The organism is Pseudomonas sp. GW704-F2 (assembly GCF_059423025.1).
Window position 1 is genome coordinate 308,105 of record NZ_JBWKXO010000002.1, and the last position, 16,066, is coordinate 324,170.

Genomic DNA, 16,066 nt, shown 5'->3' on the forward strand with positions numbered 1-16,066 from the left:
ACAGATCATTCGCAAAATGAACGGAGTTCAACGCGTGTTTTCGATTGCCCGCCGTCACCTGACGGTCATTGCCGCAGCCCTGGCCCTGGTAGCCTGCCACTCCCCGGTCAACGAACCGCCAGCGGCGCCGGAGTTGGGCTCGGGCTATCGCGCCGACCTCAGCCCGCGCCACGCCGCGCAGCATATGGCGGCGGCGGCCAACCCGCTGGCGGCCGAAGCCGGGCGCGAGATGTTGCGCCAGGGCGGTTCGGCAATCGACGCGGCGATTGCCATGCAGGCGGTGTTGACGCTGGTGGAGCCGCAGTCGTCGGGGATTGGCGGCGGCGCATTCATCATGCTGTGGGACGGGAACCGCGTGCAGGCGTATGACGGCCGGGAAACCGCACCGGCCGGGGCGACCGAGCGCTTGTTCCTCAAGCCCGACGGGCAGCCGATGGCGTTTACCGCAGCGCAGATCGGCGGGCGTTCGGTGGGCACGCCGGGGGTGTTGCGAGCGCTGGAGCTGGCGCACAAAAAGACCGGGCATCTGCCCTGGGCCCGGTTGTTCGAGCCGGCGATCCGGCTGTCGGAACACGGCTTCGCCATCTCGCCGCGCTTGCACAGCCTGATTGCCGCTGACCGTTTTATCCCACAGTCGCCGGAGATGGCGGCCTACTTTCTGAACGCCGATGGCACGCCCAAAGCCACCGGCACCCTATTGAAAAACCCGGCGCTGGCCGCCGTGTTCAAGCGCATCGCCGAGGAAGGCCCGGACGCGCTGTACCACGGCCCGATCGCCGATGAGATTGCGCGCAAGGTGCAGGGCCACCGCAACGCGGGCAGCCTGTCCGAGGCCGACCTTGCAGGCTACGCGGCCAAGGAACGCGCGCCGCTGTGTACCGATTACAAGCGCTGGAAAATCTGTGGCATGCCGCCGCCGTCGTCGGGCGGGATTGCCATCGCGCAGATCCTCGGCACGTTGCAGGCCCTGCAAGCCCGCGACCCACGCCTGGCCATCGCGCCCATGACGCCGCTCAAGAGCGCCTCCCCCGCCGGCCTTGAGCCCACGCCCGAGGCGGTTCACCTGATCGCCGAAGCCGGGCGCCTGGCCTTTGCCGACCGCGCCCTGTATGTAGCCGATGCCGACTTTGTGCCGGTGCCGGTCGCCGGCCTGGTCGCCCCGGATTACCTGGCCCGACGCGCCGCGCTGATCGGTGAACGCAGCCTGGGCATCGCGCAGCCGGGCCAACCGGCGGGCATTCAAGTGGCGTATGCCCCGGACCGCTCGCCGCTGCGCATCTCCACCTCACAAGTGGTGGCGGTGGATGACCAGGGTGGCGCCGTGTCGATGACCACCACGGTGGAGTCCGCATTTGGCTCGCACCTGATGGTCCAGGGCTTTGTGCTCAACAACCAGATGACCGACTTCTCGTTCATTCCCGAAGAAAACGGCCAGCCGGTGGCCAACCGCGTGCAACCCGGCAAACGCCCGCGCTCGGCCATGGCGCCGACCCTGGTGTTCGACCGCCACAGCGGTGAGTTGCTGGCCACCCTGGGTTCGCCGGGCGGCTCGCAGATCATCGAATACGTGAGCAAGTCCCTGGTGGCGATGCTCGACTGGCAACTCGACCCGCAAGCCGCGATCAGCCTGCCCAACTTCGGCAGCCGCAATGGCGCTACCGAACTGGAAACCGGCCTGTTCAGCCCGGCGTTGAAACAGGCGCTCAGGGACAAGGGCCATGCGCTGAGCGAGATCGAGATGACCAGTGGCATCCAAGCCATCGTTCGCACGCGGGATGCGCAGGGCAAGGTGCTGCTGAGCGGTGGTGCCGACCCTCGGCGGGAGGGGGAGGCGTTGGGCGATTGATCGTTAATGCACGGAGAACAGCACAGTGCGCAAGGCAAACAATCTCGGTTCCGTTCCTGGTGTCGACCACGGTTTTTGTTCGATCAATGACCCGCAGCGGCCGGAAGAGCTGTTCATCTGCAAGCAGATACACAGTGCGTCGGTGATGGAATGGCAGGCAGATCGGGTGGCCAATACGGTCGAAGCCGATGGCGTGTTGACGCGCCATCACCACCCGATCGCGGTGATCACCGCCGACTGCCTGCCCATTCTGTTCGCCTCGAACAACGGTGACTGGGTGGCCGCTGTGCATGGTGGCTGGAAGGGCCTGCAACGCGGGATCATCGCCAGCGCCGTGCAGCGCTTTGCCGCTGAAGGAGTGGCTGTCGATCAATTGCAGGTGGCAATCGGGCCGTCGATCAAGCCCTGTTGTTATGAGGTGAGCGCGGCGTTTATTGCCGAGTTCCAGTCGGACCAAGGGCACCTGTGGCCACACCGCCAGGCGCCATGGAGCGCTGAGCAACCGGCACCGCTGCTGACGCCGGAAATTGCACCGCCCCAGGCGAGACAAGCGGGCAGCGCATGGTTTGACTTGAGCGGGTATGGGCTGATGCTGCTGCAAGCGGCAGGCATTCGGCGCGAGCAGATTGAAGTGAGTGAGGTGTGTACCTATTGCACATCACCGACGTTTGCCAGCTACCGCCGACGCACGCATCAACCGCAAGAGGCGAAGACGTTGTTGTATTCGTGGATTGCTCGTACAAGCTGATTAACAAAGGCCTACAGCCCTCTTTTGAATGTCCTCTCCCCGAGCATAGGTATCTACACAACTTTGTAGCAGCCAACGGTAACCACGATGCGAAGCGAGCCGCTCTTGATTTTGCTTTTGATCTCAGGCGCCCCGTTAAACCACGCTGGCCGGAATTCGATATTGATTTGGGGGGTAAACCGGCAGGGATGCCGGTTTAGCCGCCCCGCGCCATGGATGGCGCGTGGCGGCGGCCCCCCAAATCAATGTCGGATTACGGGCACACCGAGCCTAGGCGAGGTGCCGAGTGGTGGGGCGAAGGCCTTTTGCTTACTTTTGGCTGGGCCGGCATTCCGGCCTTTCCAAAAGTGAGCCGCTGTAAGAGCGGAACCAATAGCCGCCGTTACCGCAGCAACGGATATGTACTCAGTCTGATCCAACATCTTGGTCGGCTGTCAGGCCGCCATCGGGGGCAAGTCGAATCGTCGCACCACCCCTCCCACATTTAGGTCGCGGGGCATCAGTTAGATAGTCGTCGGCTCCCGAGCCGTCACGGGAGCAAGCTCCCTCACCACAGGTTCAGGACCACGCCAAAGTTGTGTGGATACCTATGCTCCCTGAGACAAAACGCAAAGTGCCATGTCATTTTTTGCGATAAAAACGCCCTTGAACAGCGGCTCCACTACTGCGATTTTCTGGCCCGCCCTTTCTTGCCAGAAGCTACGTCAGACGCCGGAACCGCTATTCCCGGCTCGGGTGGCTGCCGCAAAGTACGCTGGAGCCTGGAAGGCCGAGGTAAAAGTGGATCAGTGCGGATCATCTACACCACACAATTGTCGTGTGGAGCAGTAGTAGCCCTGCTGATTTACGGCAAGGGCGCTACCGAGCCTATTCCAGCGCATATCCTGTACAAAATCGCGAAGGACATGAACCATGCCACTCACTGAGAAACAGCTGAAGGAACGTGACGCCAAGCGCACTATCGGCGAAGAATTACTGGCAGCCATTCAGGATGTCAAAGCGGGGCTTTACGGCGCAGTCCACCAGGTTGAAATCACTCAAGCCGCGGACGCAAGAAGTAAGACTGGGTTGTCGCAAGCCAAATTTGCCGAGCTGTTGGGGGTGTCGATAAGAACCCTTCAAGAGTGGGAACAAGGGCGTCGCTCCCCCTCCGGCGCAGCACGTTCGCTGCTGCATATTGCGGCTATAAGACCGGACGTTTTCCGGGAAGTCCTCAGTAACGCCTGATGGCGTTACTGACGCGCCGGGCGATGACTACCGGCTGATCTTCAACCCCTTGCGCCCCGCATGCCGCTCCAACGCCAGTTCAATCAAGCGGCTGACCAACTCGCTGTAGCTCATCCCCGCCGCCTGCCACAGCTTGGGGTACATGCTGATCCGGGTAAAACCCGGCAACGAGTTGATTTCGTTGATCAGCACTTCGCCGTCCTCGGTGAGGAACACATCGACCCGCGCCAGCCCTGCGCACCCCAACACCTCGAACGCTTCGACGGCCAGGCGGCGAATCCGCTCGCTGGCTTGCACGCTGATATCGGCCGGCACCACCACTTGGGCCGCCTGGTCGTCGATGTACTTGCTGTCGTAGGAATAGAAGCCGCTGCTCACCACGATCTCGCCGCAACCGCTGGCGATGGGATGTTCGTTGCCCAGCACGGCGCATTCGATTTCGCGGCCGTGGACGGCGGACTCCACCAGCACTTTCTCGTCAAAGCCCAGGGCCAGTTCGACGGCGGCGTGGTATTCGGCCTCGTCGTTCACTTTGCTCACGCCCACCGAAGAGCCTTGGTTGGCGGGTTTGACGAACATCGGCAGGCCGAGCTTGCCCACCGCCATGTCGAACGACGTGCGCGCGGCGTTGTTGCGGTTGAGGGTGATAAACGGCGTGACGGCAATGCCGGCGTCGCGCAGCAAGCGTTTGCTGATGTCTTTGTCCATGCACACCGCCGAGCCGAGCACGTCGGAGCCGACGAAAGGCAGGTCGGCCATGCGCAGCAGGCCTTGCAGGCAACCGTCCTCGCCGAGGGTGCCGTGGACGATGGGGAAGATCACATCGATGTGCGCGAGCAGGCCGCTGCCGGCGGTTTCCACCACTTGCTGGCTGGCCTTGCCCGGCACCACCGCCAGTTCGCGGTTGGACTGGTTGAGGGCGATCAGCGCCGGGTTTTCCTGGTTGATCAGGAAGTTCGAGGTGTCGTTAAGGTGCCAGTGACCGGCCTTGTCGATGCCGATCAGCACCGGCTCGAAGCGCGAGCGGTCGAGGGCATCGACAATATTGCGCGCCGATTGCAGCGAGACTTCGTGCTCGGCCGAACGGCCACCAAAAATAATCCCTACGCGCACCTTGCTCATGACCCGACCTCACTGTTGAAAGTAAGGCTTCTTACCATGAGCGGTCAGCGATTCGCTACCAGATGTACACCGAACAGCATGTAGCAACTCCCGGCAAAACGGTCGAGCCACTTACGCGAGCGGCTGTAGAGGTCGGCCATGCGCGCACTGGAAAACACCAGGGCCACGCTGGAATACCAGCTGAACGACAAGGTGGCCATGATGATCACCGCCAGGGTCAACAGCATCGGCGATGGCGACGGCGGCATGGTGGACGCGAAGATGGTGGCGACGAACAGCGCGGCCTTGGGATTGGACAGATTGCCCAGCAACCCCAGGCGCCAGGCGGAAAACAACGAGCGCCGGGGCCCGCCCGGCAAGCGGCTCTGCCCCATCGCCGGCGCCGAGCGTTTGAACAGCTTCAACCCCAGGTAGATCAGGTAGCAGCCACCGATGATCTTGAACGCCAGGTACAGCATGGGAGCGGCGGTAAACAGCGACTTTATGCCCAGCCCACCGGCCAGCCCCCACAGGATCGTCCCAGTCGCGACACCCGCCGAGGCCACCACGCCATGGCGGCGCGAACAGCTGGCGGCCAGTTGCGCGGTGTTGAAGAAATTGGGCCCGGGCGTGACCACCGCCACCGTCCACAGCAGGGCCAGCGAGATCAGGGGCGTCACGTAGGCGGGGTTGAGCAAATCCATGGCGGGCAACTCCATCAGCACAGGGCACGAACAGCGATCATAGGCCTCGCCTGCCTCCCTGCACAATCGTACAAGACCCCGGCAGACAAGGGCCTCAGACTCGGTTAACGTGTTTCCACCTCTTCTTGTGACAAGTCACCATGGGTAAACCCACCCCCACCCTCGACTGGGTCCACCGCGCGCCGCATGCCAGTGGCCTGGACCGTATCGAGGCGTACTTCGCCGGCATCGCGTTCGACCTGCATCGCCATGACACCTATGCCATCGGTCGCACCTTGTTCGGCGTGCAGAGTTTTCATTATCGCGGCGGCATGACCCATGGCCTGCCCGGCACCACCATGGTGATTCATCCCGACGAGACCCATGACGGCCGCGCTGGCAGCGAGGAAGGCTTCAAGTACCGCATGATCTATGTGGAGCCGGCGCTGGTCCAACAGATCCTCGGCGGCAAGCCGTTGCCGTTTATCCCCGGCGGGGTGTCCACCGACCCGTGGCTGTTTCGCGCCAGCGAAGTGTTGCTGCAAAGCCTGGACTGCCCGATCGACCGGCTGCAGGAGCAGGACGCCCTGTTCGACCTGGCCCAAGCCTTGAACAACGCCTCGGGAGCGATCACCACCCGCAAGACCTTCGATTACGTCGCCGCCGAACGCGCCCGGGAATTTATCCACAGCGCCCTGGGCCGCAGCATCACCCTGGATGAAATCGCCGAACACGCCGGCCGCGACCGCTGGGCCTTGTCGCGGGATTTTCGTTTGTTGTTCGGCACCAGCCCTTACCGCTACCTGACCATGCGCCGGCTGGATCTGGTACGCAGCCTGCTGGCCCAGGGCAAAACGCTGGTGGACGCAGCGATGATCGCCGGCTTCACCGACCAGAGCCACATGACCCGGCAATTTCACAGCACCTACGGCATGCCGCCGGCGCGCTGGGTGAAGATGCTCGGGCGCTGAACGCGCTCAACCGGCGGGCGTCAGCTGCTGCCCGTCAATCGGCTGGCCGATCGTGAGGAAATGCCCGCCCGCCACATGGTGCAAGGTGCGCAGTTGATCAAAGCCTTCGAAGTGCCAGTGCCCTTCGCTGAACACGCGCTCGTCGGCATACGCCGCGACCACTTCGCCGAGGAACAGGTCGTAGGTCTGCTGGGTGTGCGGCTCAGGCAACAGGCGGCATTCCAACCAGGCGACGCAGCCTTCGAGCAAAGGCGCCTCAGTGTGTTCACCGTTGAAGGTGCGCAGGCCATAGGCGGCGAATTTGTCGAGTTCCGCGCCGCTGGTAGTGCCCACCGTCTGGACGAGATCGGCCTGGGCCGCGCAGGGCACCTGCAGCACGAAGGTGCCGGCGCGTTCCAGCAGTTGCCGGGTCCAGGTGGCCTTGTCCAGCACGACGGCGACTTTCGGCGGTTCGAAATCCAACGGCATGGCCCAGGCGGCAGCCATGATATTGCGCTGACCGTCATGCGCGGCGCTGACCAGCACGGTCGGGCCGTGGTTGAGCAAGCGGTAGGCCTTGGACAGCGGAACGGGGCGGCAGTGGTCGGGGCTCATGGAGGATCGGCTCTTCAATCGTGAAAAAACCTACGATACCTCAAGCACAAGCCCTACGGGTCAGCTCGAGAGCTGGTTGGCGAACTGCCCGACTGCGCTGACGACCTTTTGTGCGCCGTCCTGGATGTCCACGATCACCGTGCCGGCTTCGGCCGCCAGGGCCAGGCCCTGCTCGGCTTGCTGGCGGCCGTCGCTCATCAGGCGCACCGCATCGGCAACGTGTTCGCCGCGCGCCTGCAGTTGCGACATCGAGTAAGCCAGCTCCTGCAGGAAGTTGGCATTCGACCATTCCACCCGGCCTTCATCGGTGTGGCCGGCGTTTTCTGAAGAGCGCTTCAATGCCCGGCGTCACTCTTTTTACAGCGGTCAGCTGCCATTGTTCCGGCAGATACCCATCACTTGATATTCCAGGGTATTGAGCTTGCCGCTGGTGTCTTCGTAGGTCATGCGCGAGGGCACGGGGCTGCATGAGCGGATCGGTGGTGTCACGTTGACCACCTTGGCGATGTCCAGGGTCATGCCATAGCGATAGGTCTGCACCACCGGGGCCGCTTTGCCCTCTCTGGCCGCGTACTCGGTCATGGCTTGTTCATTGCGCTCCATCGTCAGCGCAAACGTGCGATCGCCGCCGCCTTCGGCCAATGCGCCGAAGGACAGGATGGCCGTCAATATACCCAGGCTGGTTTTATAAAAGTTCATTGTTCATTCCTCGACTGAAAGTTCAGTGTCGAGACTAACCAAACAACCCTGACGCGATGTTCACCAGAAGATTACGTATTTGTTAGGTGGCACTAAGGTTCCAGAATTGTAATGTTCACGCAACACAGCCGTTATCCACGGTTTGCAACTATCAGCCCGGGCCAAATCAATAAGAACGCCCGCTTCCATAAGAAGCTGATCACTGCCAATACCGAGGAGCGAAACATGCATATCCGTTATTACACCCTCCCCCTCTCACTCATCGCCGCTTTGCCCCTGGCAGCGCTGGCCGTGGAAGACCAGTCCGACGGTTTTATCGAAGGCAGCCGCCTGAACGTGCTGGCACGTAATTTTTACTTCAACCGCGATGATCGCAAAGGCCAATCCAGCCCGACCGGCAACGGCTATTCAGAAGCCTGGGCGCAGGGGTTGATCGGCAAGTTCGAATCCGGCTTCACCCAGGGCACCGTGGGTTTTGGCCTGGATGCGTTTGCCATGGTCGGCGTGAAACTCGATTCGGGCACCGGCCGCAGCGGCGGCAAGGGCTCGTTCGGCATGTTGCCGGTGGACCGCGACAACCGCCCCGAAGACAGCTACAGCAAGGTCGGCGGCGCCGCAAAATTGCGCGTGCTGGACACAGTGATCAAGGCCGGCGACGTGTTCCCGCTGACGCCGGTGGTGGCCTACGGCGACTCCCGTGTATTGCCGGAAAGTTTCCGTGGCGTCACCGTGCAAAACACCAGCCTCGCCGGCCTGAGCCTGCAGGGCGGACGCTTGAGCGGCATGAGCCAGCCCAATGAAAGCGGCATGAACAAAGGCTTCGCGACGTTTTATGCGGGCCCGGTCGACTCGCCCTGGATCGGCTATTTCGGCGGTGACTATCAACTCAACAAGCACCTCGGTTTCAGCCTGTACAGCAGCCGCCTGAAAGACGCCTGGGACCAATACTACGTCGGCAGCACCGCCAGTTACCCGCTCACCGAAGACGTTTCGCTGTTCGGCGACGTCAATTACTACAAGGCCGTGGACGAGGGCAAAAAGCGCCTGGGCACATTCGACAACAACATCTGGAGCGCCCGGCTCGGGGTAAAAGTCGGCGCCCACAGCGTTGCCGTGTCGCACCAGCGCAACAATGGCGACGACGACTTCGATTACCTGCGCCAGTCGGACTCGATCTTCCTCAACAACTCGATCCAGTACAGCGACTTCAACTCGCCCAAGGAACGCTCATGGATGGTGCGCTACGACCTGGACATGCAGGCCTTCGGCATTCCCGGCCTGACGTTCATGACCCGCTACGCCAAAGGCAGCGGGGCCGACTACAGCAACGCCAACGCGGTGTATATGCGCCGCGATGCCGCCGGTAATCCGCTCACCGATCAGCGCCGCTGGGAACGCAATATCGAAGCCAAGTACGTGGTGCAGGCCGGCACGCTGAAGGACTTATCCCTGCGCCTGCGCCAGGCGAGCGTGCGCTCAAGTGCATTTGAGTCGGACCTGGAAGAAGTAAGGGTCATTATCGAATATCCACTGGCGGTGCTCTAAGCAACGCTTACATTTACTTGTCGATGAAGTACATCTCTTCACAGGTTCAAATCTGTCAGAACTGTAATATCGGCCTCACCTTCGCGTTAAGTTGCAGTTTTTATACTGCGCATCGAGCACTATTCATCTCTGCGGCTTTTGTGTAGCTCCTTTGGAACGGAGATGAACTTTTTACGCCCCGCTTGGGGCGTTTTTTTGTTCACTCGCACAGCGGCGAATCGTCGCAGCTACCTGACGTGGCTTGACCCTATAGCGACTTCACGGCTCAGAGTTTTCCTACAGCCAAATTCAGCGCCTCTATGAGGCCATGCCCCCTCTCCGTTTCCTTTGAAGGTAAATCCCCATGCGTATCCTTGTGGTTGAGGACGAGCAGAAAACCGCCGATTACTTGCAGCAGGGCCTGACCGAAAGCGGCTATGTCGTCGATTGCGCCGCCAGTGGCGTCGACGGCCTGCACCTGGCCCGGCAACACACCTATGAACTGGTGATCCTCGATGTGAACCTGCCCAACACCGACGGTTGGGAAGTGCTGGAACACCTGCGCCGCGACGGCAACCAGCGGGTGATGATGCTGACCGCCCGCGGCCGGCTGACCGACAAGATCAAGGGCCTGGACATGGGCGCCGATGATTACCTGGTCAAACCCTTCGAATTCCCCGAACTGCTGGCTCGCGTGCGCACGCTGTTGCGCCGCAGCGAGCACATTCCGTTGCCGGACGTGTTGCGCGTCGCCGACCTGGAGCTGGACCCACGCCGCCACCGCGCCTACCGCGGCACACGACGCATCGACCTGACCACCAAGGAGTTCGCCCTGCTGCACGTATTAATGCGCCAGGCCGGCGAGGTGATGACCCGCACGCAAATCATCTCGCTGGTGTGGGACATGAACTTCGACTGCGACACCAACGTCGTCGAAGTCTCCATCAGCCGCCTGCGCGGCAAGGTCGACGACCAGAGCGAGGTCAAGCTGATCCACACCATTCGCGGCGTCGGTTACGTGCTGGAGGCGCGTCAATGAGGACCAGCAGCCTGTCGATGCGCCTGGGCCTGACGGTCAGCCTGATGGGCGCCGGACTGGTCGTGCTGCTGGCGACCCTGGCTTACCTGGCCTTGACCCACGAGCTGGACAAACTCGCGCGCAAGGGCCTGGAAAACAAGCTGGAGCAGTTGGAACACAGCCTGAGCCAGAGCCTCGCCCCCCGCGACATCAGCAGCCGCCCCCACTCGCTGCTGGACCTGGTGATGGGCCACGACAATATCTACCTGACCATCATGAGCACCCAGGCCGATACGCCGGTGCTCCTCAGCGTGGGCGCAAAACCCCAGCAGCCGTTGTTGCTCGACGTACCGGCCGGCAAGACCCTGGCCTACCTGAACTGGGTGGACGGGCACGGCAACCGCATCCTCAGCGCCTCGCGCATGGTGGCGCTGCGCAATGGCGAGAACGTGCGCGTGCTGCTGTCGCTGGACCGCTCCGACGATGAAGCGTTGCTCAGTGCCTACCTGCGCTCCACGGTGATCGCCCTGCCGCTGCTGCTGATCCTGATCGGCATGGGCGCCTGGTGGCTGGTGCAGCGCGGGCTGGCGCCGTTGCAGCAGTTCAGCCGTGTGGCGGCGCAGGTCAGCACCCAGGACCTGACCCATCGCCTGGCGCTGGACAACCTGCCCAAGGAGCTGGGCGAGTTGGCCCAGGGCATCAACTTCATGCTGCACCGCCTGGACGACGGTGTGCGGCAACTGTCGCAGTTCTCCGATGACCTGGCCCACGAACTGCGCGCGCCGTTGACCAACCTGATGGGCAAGGCGCAGGTGACATTGTCCCGCGAGCGGCCTTCGCAGGAATACCAAGCGGGCCTGGAATCCTGCGTCGAGGAAATGGAACGCCTGTCGCGCATCGTCTCCGACATGCTGTTTCTGGCCCAGGTCAGCCATCCGGCGGCGCGGGCCGGGTTTGCCCGGGTGTCGTTGGGTGACGAAGCGCAGCGGGTGATGGAGCTGTTTGCCTTGAGCGCCGAGGACAAACAGGTGACCCTGAACCTGCGCGGCGACGCCTGGGTGATGGGCGATCGCCTGATGATCCAGCGGGCCATCTCCAACTTGCTGTCCAATGCCATCCGCCACACGCCAACCGCGTCTACCGTGTTGTTGCTGGTGGAAACCTACGGCCAGCGTGTATCGCTGTCGGTCGGCAACACCGGGCGCGGCATCGAAGCGCACCACCTGCCGCACTTGTTCGAACGCTTCTACCGCGCCGACAGCAGCCGTACCCGCGCCGAGGGCGGCACCGGCCTGGGGCTGGCCATCGTGCAGTCGATCATGCACCTGCATCAGGGTCACGCCGATGTCAGCAGCCAGCCGGGGCGTTTTACGCGCTTCAGCCTGGTGTTTCCTCGTCCTTGCGATGCGCCCAGTGATACAACGCCGGCAGCACCAGCAAGGTCAGCAACGTAGAGGAAATGATCCCGCCGATCACCACCGTCGCCAGCGGCCGCTGCACCTCGGCGCCGGTGCCGGTGGCCAGGGCCATGGGGATAAACCCGAGGGAGGCCACCAGCGCCGTCATCAACACCGGGCGCAGCCGGGTCAGCGCGCCTTCGTTGATGGCCATCGACAGCGAGCGCCCTTCCTCGCGCAGGTTGCGGATAAACGCGATCATCACCAGGCCGTTGAGCACCGCCACGCCGGACAAGGCGATAAAGCCCACCCCGGCCGAGATCGACAACGGAATATCGCGCAGCCACAGCGCCATGATCCCACCGGTCAAGGCGAACGGAATCCCGGTGAACACCAACAGCCCGTCCTTGAGGTTGTTGAACATCATGAACAACAGCCCGAACACCAGCAGCAGCGCCACCGGCACCACGATGCGCAGGCGGTCGGAGGCCTCCTTCAACTGTTCGAACTGCCCGCCCCAGGTAGTCCAGTAGCCAACCGGCACTTTGACCTGGGCGCCGATGGCGGCTTCGGCCTCTTGGACAAACGAGCCGATATCGCGCCCCCGCACGTTGGCGCTGACAATCACCAGGCGCTTGCCGTTCTCGCGGCTGATCTGGTTCGGGCCCAGCACCAGGTCGAGGCTGGCGACCTGGGACAAGGCGATAAAACCCAGTTGCCCGGAGGCGTTACCGGTCAGCGCCGGCACCGGGATCAGCAGCCGCGACAAGCCGTCGATATCGGTGCGCAATGCGTCGGACAAACGCACGACCATGTCGAAACGTCGGTCACCTTCGTACAACGTTCCGGCCTGGCGCCCACCGACTGCGACGGCAATCGTGTCCTGCACATCGCCGACGTTCAGGCCAAACCGCGCGGCCTTGTCGCGGTCGATATTGATGGTCAGTACCGGCAGGCCGGAGGTCTGTTCGACCTTCACTTCCGAGGCGCCGTTCAGGCCTTGCAAGGTCTCGGCAATTTCCCCGGCGGTGGCGTTGAGCACCGCCATGTCGTCGCCGAATACCTTCACTGCCACGTCGCTGCGCACCCCGGAAATCAGCTCGTTGAAGCGCAGCTGGATCGGTTGCGATAGTTCATACGCACTGCCCGGCACAATCGCACTGGCGCGCTGGATATCGGCGATCAGCGTTTCGCGGGACTTCTGCGGATCAGGCCACTGATCCTTGGGCTTGAGCATCACGTAGCTGTCGGAAATGTTCGGTGGCATCGGGTCGGAGGCGATCTCCGCGGTGCCGGTGCGGGCGAAGACCCGTTCGATTTCCGGCACCTGGGCCATCAAGGTTTTTTCCAACTGCTGTTGCATCTGCACCGACTGCGTCAGGCTGGTGCCGGGCACGCGCAGGGCTTGCTGGGCGAAGTCGCCTTCGCTGAGGCTGGGGATGAATTCGCTGCCCATGCGGCTGGCCACCAGCCCCGAGGCGACGATGGTCAACAGCGCCAAACCGAACACCAGCGGGCGCCGCGCCATCACCCCATCGAGCACCGGCGCATAGACCCGGCGCGCACTGCGCATCACCAGGTTTTCTTCTTCCTTGACCTTGCCGGTGACAAACAGCGCAATCGCCGCCGGCACAAAGGTCACCGAGAGGATCATCGCGCCGAACAGGGCGATCACCACGGTGAAGGCCATGGGGTGGAACATTTTCCCGGCCACGCCGGTGAGGGCGAAGATCGGCAGGTACACCACCATGATGATCAGTTGCCCGAAGATCAGCGCGCGCCGCGCCTCCTTGGCCGCCGCGAACACTTCGTGCAGGCGCTCGCTGCGGGTCAACAGGCGGCCGTGTCGCTGTTGCGCATGGGCCAGGCGACGGATCGCGTTCTCGACGATCACCACCGCGCCGTCGACGATGATGCCGAAGTCCAGCGCGCCGAGGCTCATCAGGTTGGCGCTGACTTTGTTGGTGAACATGCCGGTAAAGGTGAACAGCATCGCCAGCGGGATCACCATCGCGGTGATCAGCGCCGCGCGGATGTTGCCGAGGAACAGGAACAACACCGCGACCACCAGTAGCGCGCCTTCGAAGAGGTTTTTCTTCACCGTGGAGATGGCTTTTTCGACGAGGTTGGTGCGGTCGTAGACGGTAACGGCGACCACGCCCTCGGGCAGCGAGCGGTTGATCTGTTCGAGTCGCGCAGCCACGGCCTGGGACACGGTGCGGCTGTTTTCGCCGATCAACATGAACACCGTGCCCAGCACCACTTCACGGCCGTTTTCGGTGGCGGCGCCGGTACGCAGCTCACGGCCGATCTCGACCTGGGCCACATTGCGCACGCGGATCGGCGTGCCGTCCGAGGTGGTGATGACGATGTTGGCGATATCGTCGATCGACGCCACTTGCCCCGGTGCGCGGATCAGCAATTGCTCGCCGCTGCGCTCGATGTAGCCGGCACCGACGTTGGCGTTGTTGCGTTCCAGCGCGGTGACCAGATCGCTCAAGGTCAGGTTATAGGCCGCCAGGCGCTTGGGGTCGGGGGCGATCTGGTATTCCTTGGCAAAACCACCGATGGTGTTGATCTCGGCCACGCCGGGCACGTTGCGCAGTTGCGGCTTGATGATCCAGTCCTGGATCACGCGCAGGTCGGTCGGCGTGTAGGGCGTGCCGTCGTCCTTGCGCGCGCCCTCTTCGGCTTCCACGGTCCATAGGAAAATTTCCCCAAGACCGGTGGAAATCGGCCCCATCGCCGTTTCGATGCCGACGGGCAGTTGTTCACGGGCGACTTGCAGGCGTTCGTTGACCAATTGGCGGGCAAAGAACAGGTCGGTGCCGTCCTTGAAGATCACCGTGACCTGGGACAAACCGGAGCGCGACAGCGAACGGGTCTGCTGCAACCCCGGCAACCCGGCCATCGCGGTTTCAATGGGAAAGGTGATGCGCTGTTCGGTTTCCAGCGGCGAAAAACCGGGCGCCGCCGAGTTGATCTGCACCTGCACATTGGTGATGTCGGGCACCGCGTCGATGGGCAGTTTCTGATAGCTGGCGACGCCGACACCGGCCATCAACAGCACCGCCAACAGCACGATGATGCGCTGCTCGATGGCGAATTGGATAAGGCGCTCAAACATGGGAAATCACTCGCTGGATCAATGGGCGTGTTCGGCCGAGCCTTTGCCCAGTTCGGACTTGAGGATGAAGCTGCCGACCGTGGCCACCTGTGCCCCGGCGTCGAGGCCCCGGCGCACTTCGACGTAGCCGTTTTCGCTGACGCCCAGTTCCAGATGGCGGGTGACGAACCCGTCCGCCGTGCGAACGAACACCGAGGGCTTGTCCTCGACGGTCTGGATCGCGGCCTCGGGCACGGTGACCTTGGCCTGGTAGGTGTCGGTGGCGATCTGTACGGCGACGAACAACCCCGGGCGCCAGGCGTCATCGGGGTTGGGCACGGTCACGCGCACGGTGGCGGTGCGCGTCTGCTCGCCCAGCAAGTTGCCCACATAGGCCACGGTACCGAGTACTTCGGTGCCCATTTCGGTGGAGCTGACTTTCACCGGCTTGCCGACGCGGACCTTGTTCAAGTCCTTGGGAAAGACGCCGAACGTGACCCACACCTGCGACAGGTCCGACAAGGTGAAGGCGTTGCTGGTCTCGCTGACCACCTCGCCGACGCCCAGGTGTTTCTCCACCACCACGCCGGCGAACGGTGCGCGCAATTCATAGCGATTGCCGCCGGCCGGCACGGCGCTGCCGCTGAGGGCGGTCATCTTCTGGCGGGCGTTGTTCAGGGCGATTTCGGCTTCCTGCAAGGCCTGGCGCGCCAGCAGGTAATCCTGCTCGGCGGAGATCTTGTCCTGCCACAGTTGGCGCTCGCGCTGGAAGGTGGTGCGCGCCAGTTCGAGGCGGCGCTGGCTGGCGGCCAGCTCGCTGCGCTGATCGGAAATCTGCTGGCTGGCGATCACCGCCAGCAACTCGCCTTGCTTGACCGCCTGGCCGAGGTTGACCTTCACTGCCTCCACCACCCCCGCCGCACGCGGCACGATGTGCGACGTGCGGTCTTCATCGAAGCGCACTTCACCCGGCAACGACAGCACCGTGCTGATCGGCCGCGGCTGGGCCTGGGCCAGTTGAATACCGGCGGCCTCGATCTGCTGCTCGGTGAGTTCGAGTGTGCCTTCTTCTTCCTCGGCGTTTGCCAGGCCGGACAGCATCAGGCCCAGGACGAGGGCTAGCGCCACGCCATGTTTAGTCTGCATAGAGGA

General features: G+C 62.9%; 13 protein-coding genes and 1 pseudogene. 7 read left to right on the forward strand and 7 right to left on the reverse strand.

From position 1 onward, the window contains the following. Positions 1-16 precede the first annotated feature (16 nt). The 3 genes from ggt to AC07W0_RS03315 all read left to right on the forward strand — a co-directional run bounded on the left by ggt (position 17) and on the right by AC07W0_RS03315 (position 3,821). Entirely contained in the window at positions 17-1,846 is a 1,830-nt protein-coding gene (gene ggt / locus AC07W0_RS03305; RefSeq protein ID WP_102618044.1) for a gamma-glutamyltransferase, read from the forward strand. Between the two features lie 25 nt (positions 1,847-1,871). After that, a complete protein-coding gene (pgeF, locus tag AC07W0_RS03310; protein WP_046487459.1) occupies positions 1,872-2,594 on the forward strand; it encodes a peptidoglycan editing factor PgeF in 723 nt (240 codons plus the stop codon). Between the two features lie 912 nt (positions 2,595-3,506). Next, positions 3,507-3,821 carry a helix-turn-helix domain-containing protein gene (locus AC07W0_RS03315; RefSeq protein ID WP_046487461.1) on the forward strand — a complete coding sequence of 105 codons (315 nt, stop codon included), beginning with the start codon at positions 3,507-3,509 and terminating at the stop codon, positions 3,819-3,821. Between the two features lie 27 nt (positions 3,822-3,848). On the opposite strand, the gene ddlA is transcribed toward AC07W0_RS03315, so the two are convergent. Both ddlA and AC07W0_RS03325 read right to left on the reverse strand, forming a co-directional pair. After that, entirely contained in the window at positions 3,849-4,943 is a 1,095-nt protein-coding gene (ddlA, locus tag AC07W0_RS03320) for a D-alanine--D-alanine ligase (RefSeq protein ID WP_017844486.1), read from the reverse strand. 44 nt (positions 4,944-4,987) lie between these two features. Further along, complete coding sequence (locus tag AC07W0_RS03325) at positions 4,988-5,626, reverse strand: LysE family transporter (RefSeq protein WP_102618042.1); 639 nt, start codon at positions 5,624-5,626, stop codon at positions 4,988-4,990. A gap of 140 nt (positions 5,627-5,766) precedes the next feature. Between AC07W0_RS03325 and AC07W0_RS03330 the strand changes: the two genes are divergently transcribed. Then, positions 5,767-6,576 (forward strand): AraC family transcriptional regulator, encoded by an 810-nt coding sequence (locus AC07W0_RS03330; RefSeq protein ID WP_102618041.1) that lies wholly within the window; start codon positions 5,767-5,769, stop codon positions 6,574-6,576. A gap of 6 nt (positions 6,577-6,582) precedes the next feature. Here AC07W0_RS03330 and AC07W0_RS03335 read toward each other — a convergent pair whose 3' ends face one another. The 3 genes and pseudogenes from AC07W0_RS03335 to AC07W0_RS03345 form a co-directional block, all read right to left on the reverse strand. Beyond that, on the reverse strand, positions 6,583-7,170 hold the full coding sequence (locus AC07W0_RS03335) for a flavin reductase family protein (RefSeq protein ID WP_046384811.1): 588 nt from the start codon (positions 7,168-7,170) through the stop codon (positions 6,583-6,585). A gap of 60 nt (positions 7,171-7,230) precedes the next feature. After that, positions 7,231-7,383: pseudogene (locus AC07W0_RS03340) on the reverse strand (chemotaxis protein); the annotation flags it as partial. A gap of 153 nt (positions 7,384-7,536) precedes the next feature. Next, complete coding sequence (locus AC07W0_RS03345; RefSeq protein ID WP_102618040.1) at positions 7,537-7,869, reverse strand: DUF2790 domain-containing protein; 333 nt, start codon at positions 7,867-7,869, stop codon at positions 7,537-7,539. Between the two features lie 225 nt (positions 7,870-8,094). Here AC07W0_RS03345 and AC07W0_RS03350 point away from each other — a divergent pair, with 225 nt between their 5' ends. The 3 genes from AC07W0_RS03350 to AC07W0_RS03360 all read left to right on the forward strand — a co-directional run bounded on the left by AC07W0_RS03350 (position 8,095) and on the right by AC07W0_RS03360 (position 11,865). Then, entirely contained in the window at positions 8,095-9,414 is a 1,320-nt protein-coding gene (locus AC07W0_RS03350) for an OprD family porin (RefSeq protein WP_102618067.1), read from the forward strand. A 343-nt stretch (positions 9,415-9,757) separates the two neighbouring features. Next, a complete protein-coding gene (locus AC07W0_RS03355) occupies positions 9,758-10,432 on the forward strand; it encodes a heavy metal response regulator transcription factor (RefSeq protein WP_017844493.1) in 675 nt (224 codons plus the stop codon). After that, positions 10,429-11,865, forward strand: coding sequence for a heavy metal sensor histidine kinase (locus AC07W0_RS03360; RefSeq protein ID WP_102618039.1), 1,437 nt, complete (start codon positions 10,429-10,431; stop codon positions 11,863-11,865). Before AC07W0_RS03355 ends, AC07W0_RS03360 begins: the two co-directional genes overlap by 4 nt. On the opposite strand, the gene AC07W0_RS03365 is transcribed toward AC07W0_RS03360, so the two are convergent. Both AC07W0_RS03365 and AC07W0_RS03370 read right to left on the reverse strand, forming a co-directional pair. Next, on the reverse strand, positions 11,789-14,935 hold the full coding sequence (locus AC07W0_RS03365; RefSeq protein WP_102618038.1) for a CusA/CzcA family heavy metal efflux RND transporter: 3,147 nt from the start codon (positions 14,933-14,935) through the stop codon (positions 11,789-11,791). The genes AC07W0_RS03360 and AC07W0_RS03365 overlap by 77 nt on opposite strands. 18 nt (positions 14,936-14,953) lie before the next feature. After that, the gene (locus tag AC07W0_RS03370) at positions 14,954-16,060 is read right to left on the reverse strand and encodes an efflux RND transporter periplasmic adaptor subunit (protein ID WP_046384817.1); all 1,107 of its coding nucleotides are present in this window, start codon (positions 16,058-16,060) and stop codon (positions 14,954-14,956) included. Positions 16,061-16,066: the final 6 nt, after the last annotated feature.

Bases quoted from the DNA above. Each gene is read 5' to 3' on its own strand.
- AC07W0_RS03330 (WP_102618041.1), top strand. From the start codon at position 5,767: ATGGGTAAACCCACCCCCACCCTCGACTGGGTCCACCGCGCGCCGCAT.
- AC07W0_RS03365 (WP_102618038.1), bottom strand. From the start codon at position 14,935: ATGTTTGAGCGCCTTATCCAATTCGCCATCGAGCAGCGCATCATCGTG.
- AC07W0_RS03345 (WP_102618040.1), bottom strand. From the start codon at position 7,869: ATGAACTTTTATAAAACCAGCCTGGGTATATTGACGGCCATCCTGTCC.
- AC07W0_RS03370 (WP_046384817.1), bottom strand. From the start codon at position 16,060: ATGCAGACTAAACATGGCGTGGCGCTAGCCCTCGTCCTGGGCCTGATG.
- AC07W0_RS03315 (WP_046487461.1), top strand. From the start codon at position 3,507: ATGCCACTCACTGAGAAACAGCTGAAGGAACGTGACGCCAAGCGCACT.
- AC07W0_RS03335 (WP_046384811.1), bottom strand. From the start codon at position 7,170: ATGAGCCCCGACCACTGCCGCCCCGTTCCGCTGTCCAAGGCCTACCGC.
- ddlA (WP_017844486.1), bottom strand. From the start codon at position 4,943: ATGAGCAAGGTGCGCGTAGGGATTATTTTTGGTGGCCGTTCGGCCGAG.
- AC07W0_RS03355 (WP_017844493.1), top strand. From the start codon at position 9,758: ATGCGTATCCTTGTGGTTGAGGACGAGCAGAAAACCGCCGATTACTTG.
- AC07W0_RS03325 (WP_102618042.1), bottom strand. From the start codon at position 5,626: ATGGATTTGCTCAACCCCGCCTACGTGACGCCCCTGATCTCGCTGGCC.
- AC07W0_RS03350 (WP_102618067.1), top strand. From the start codon at position 8,095: ATGCATATCCGTTATTACACCCTCCCCCTCTCACTCATCGCCGCTTTG.
- AC07W0_RS03360 (WP_102618039.1), top strand. From the start codon at position 10,429: ATGAGGACCAGCAGCCTGTCGATGCGCCTGGGCCTGACGGTCAGCCTG.
- ggt (WP_102618044.1), top strand. From the start codon at position 17: ATGAACGGAGTTCAACGCGTGTTTTCGATTGCCCGCCGTCACCTGACG.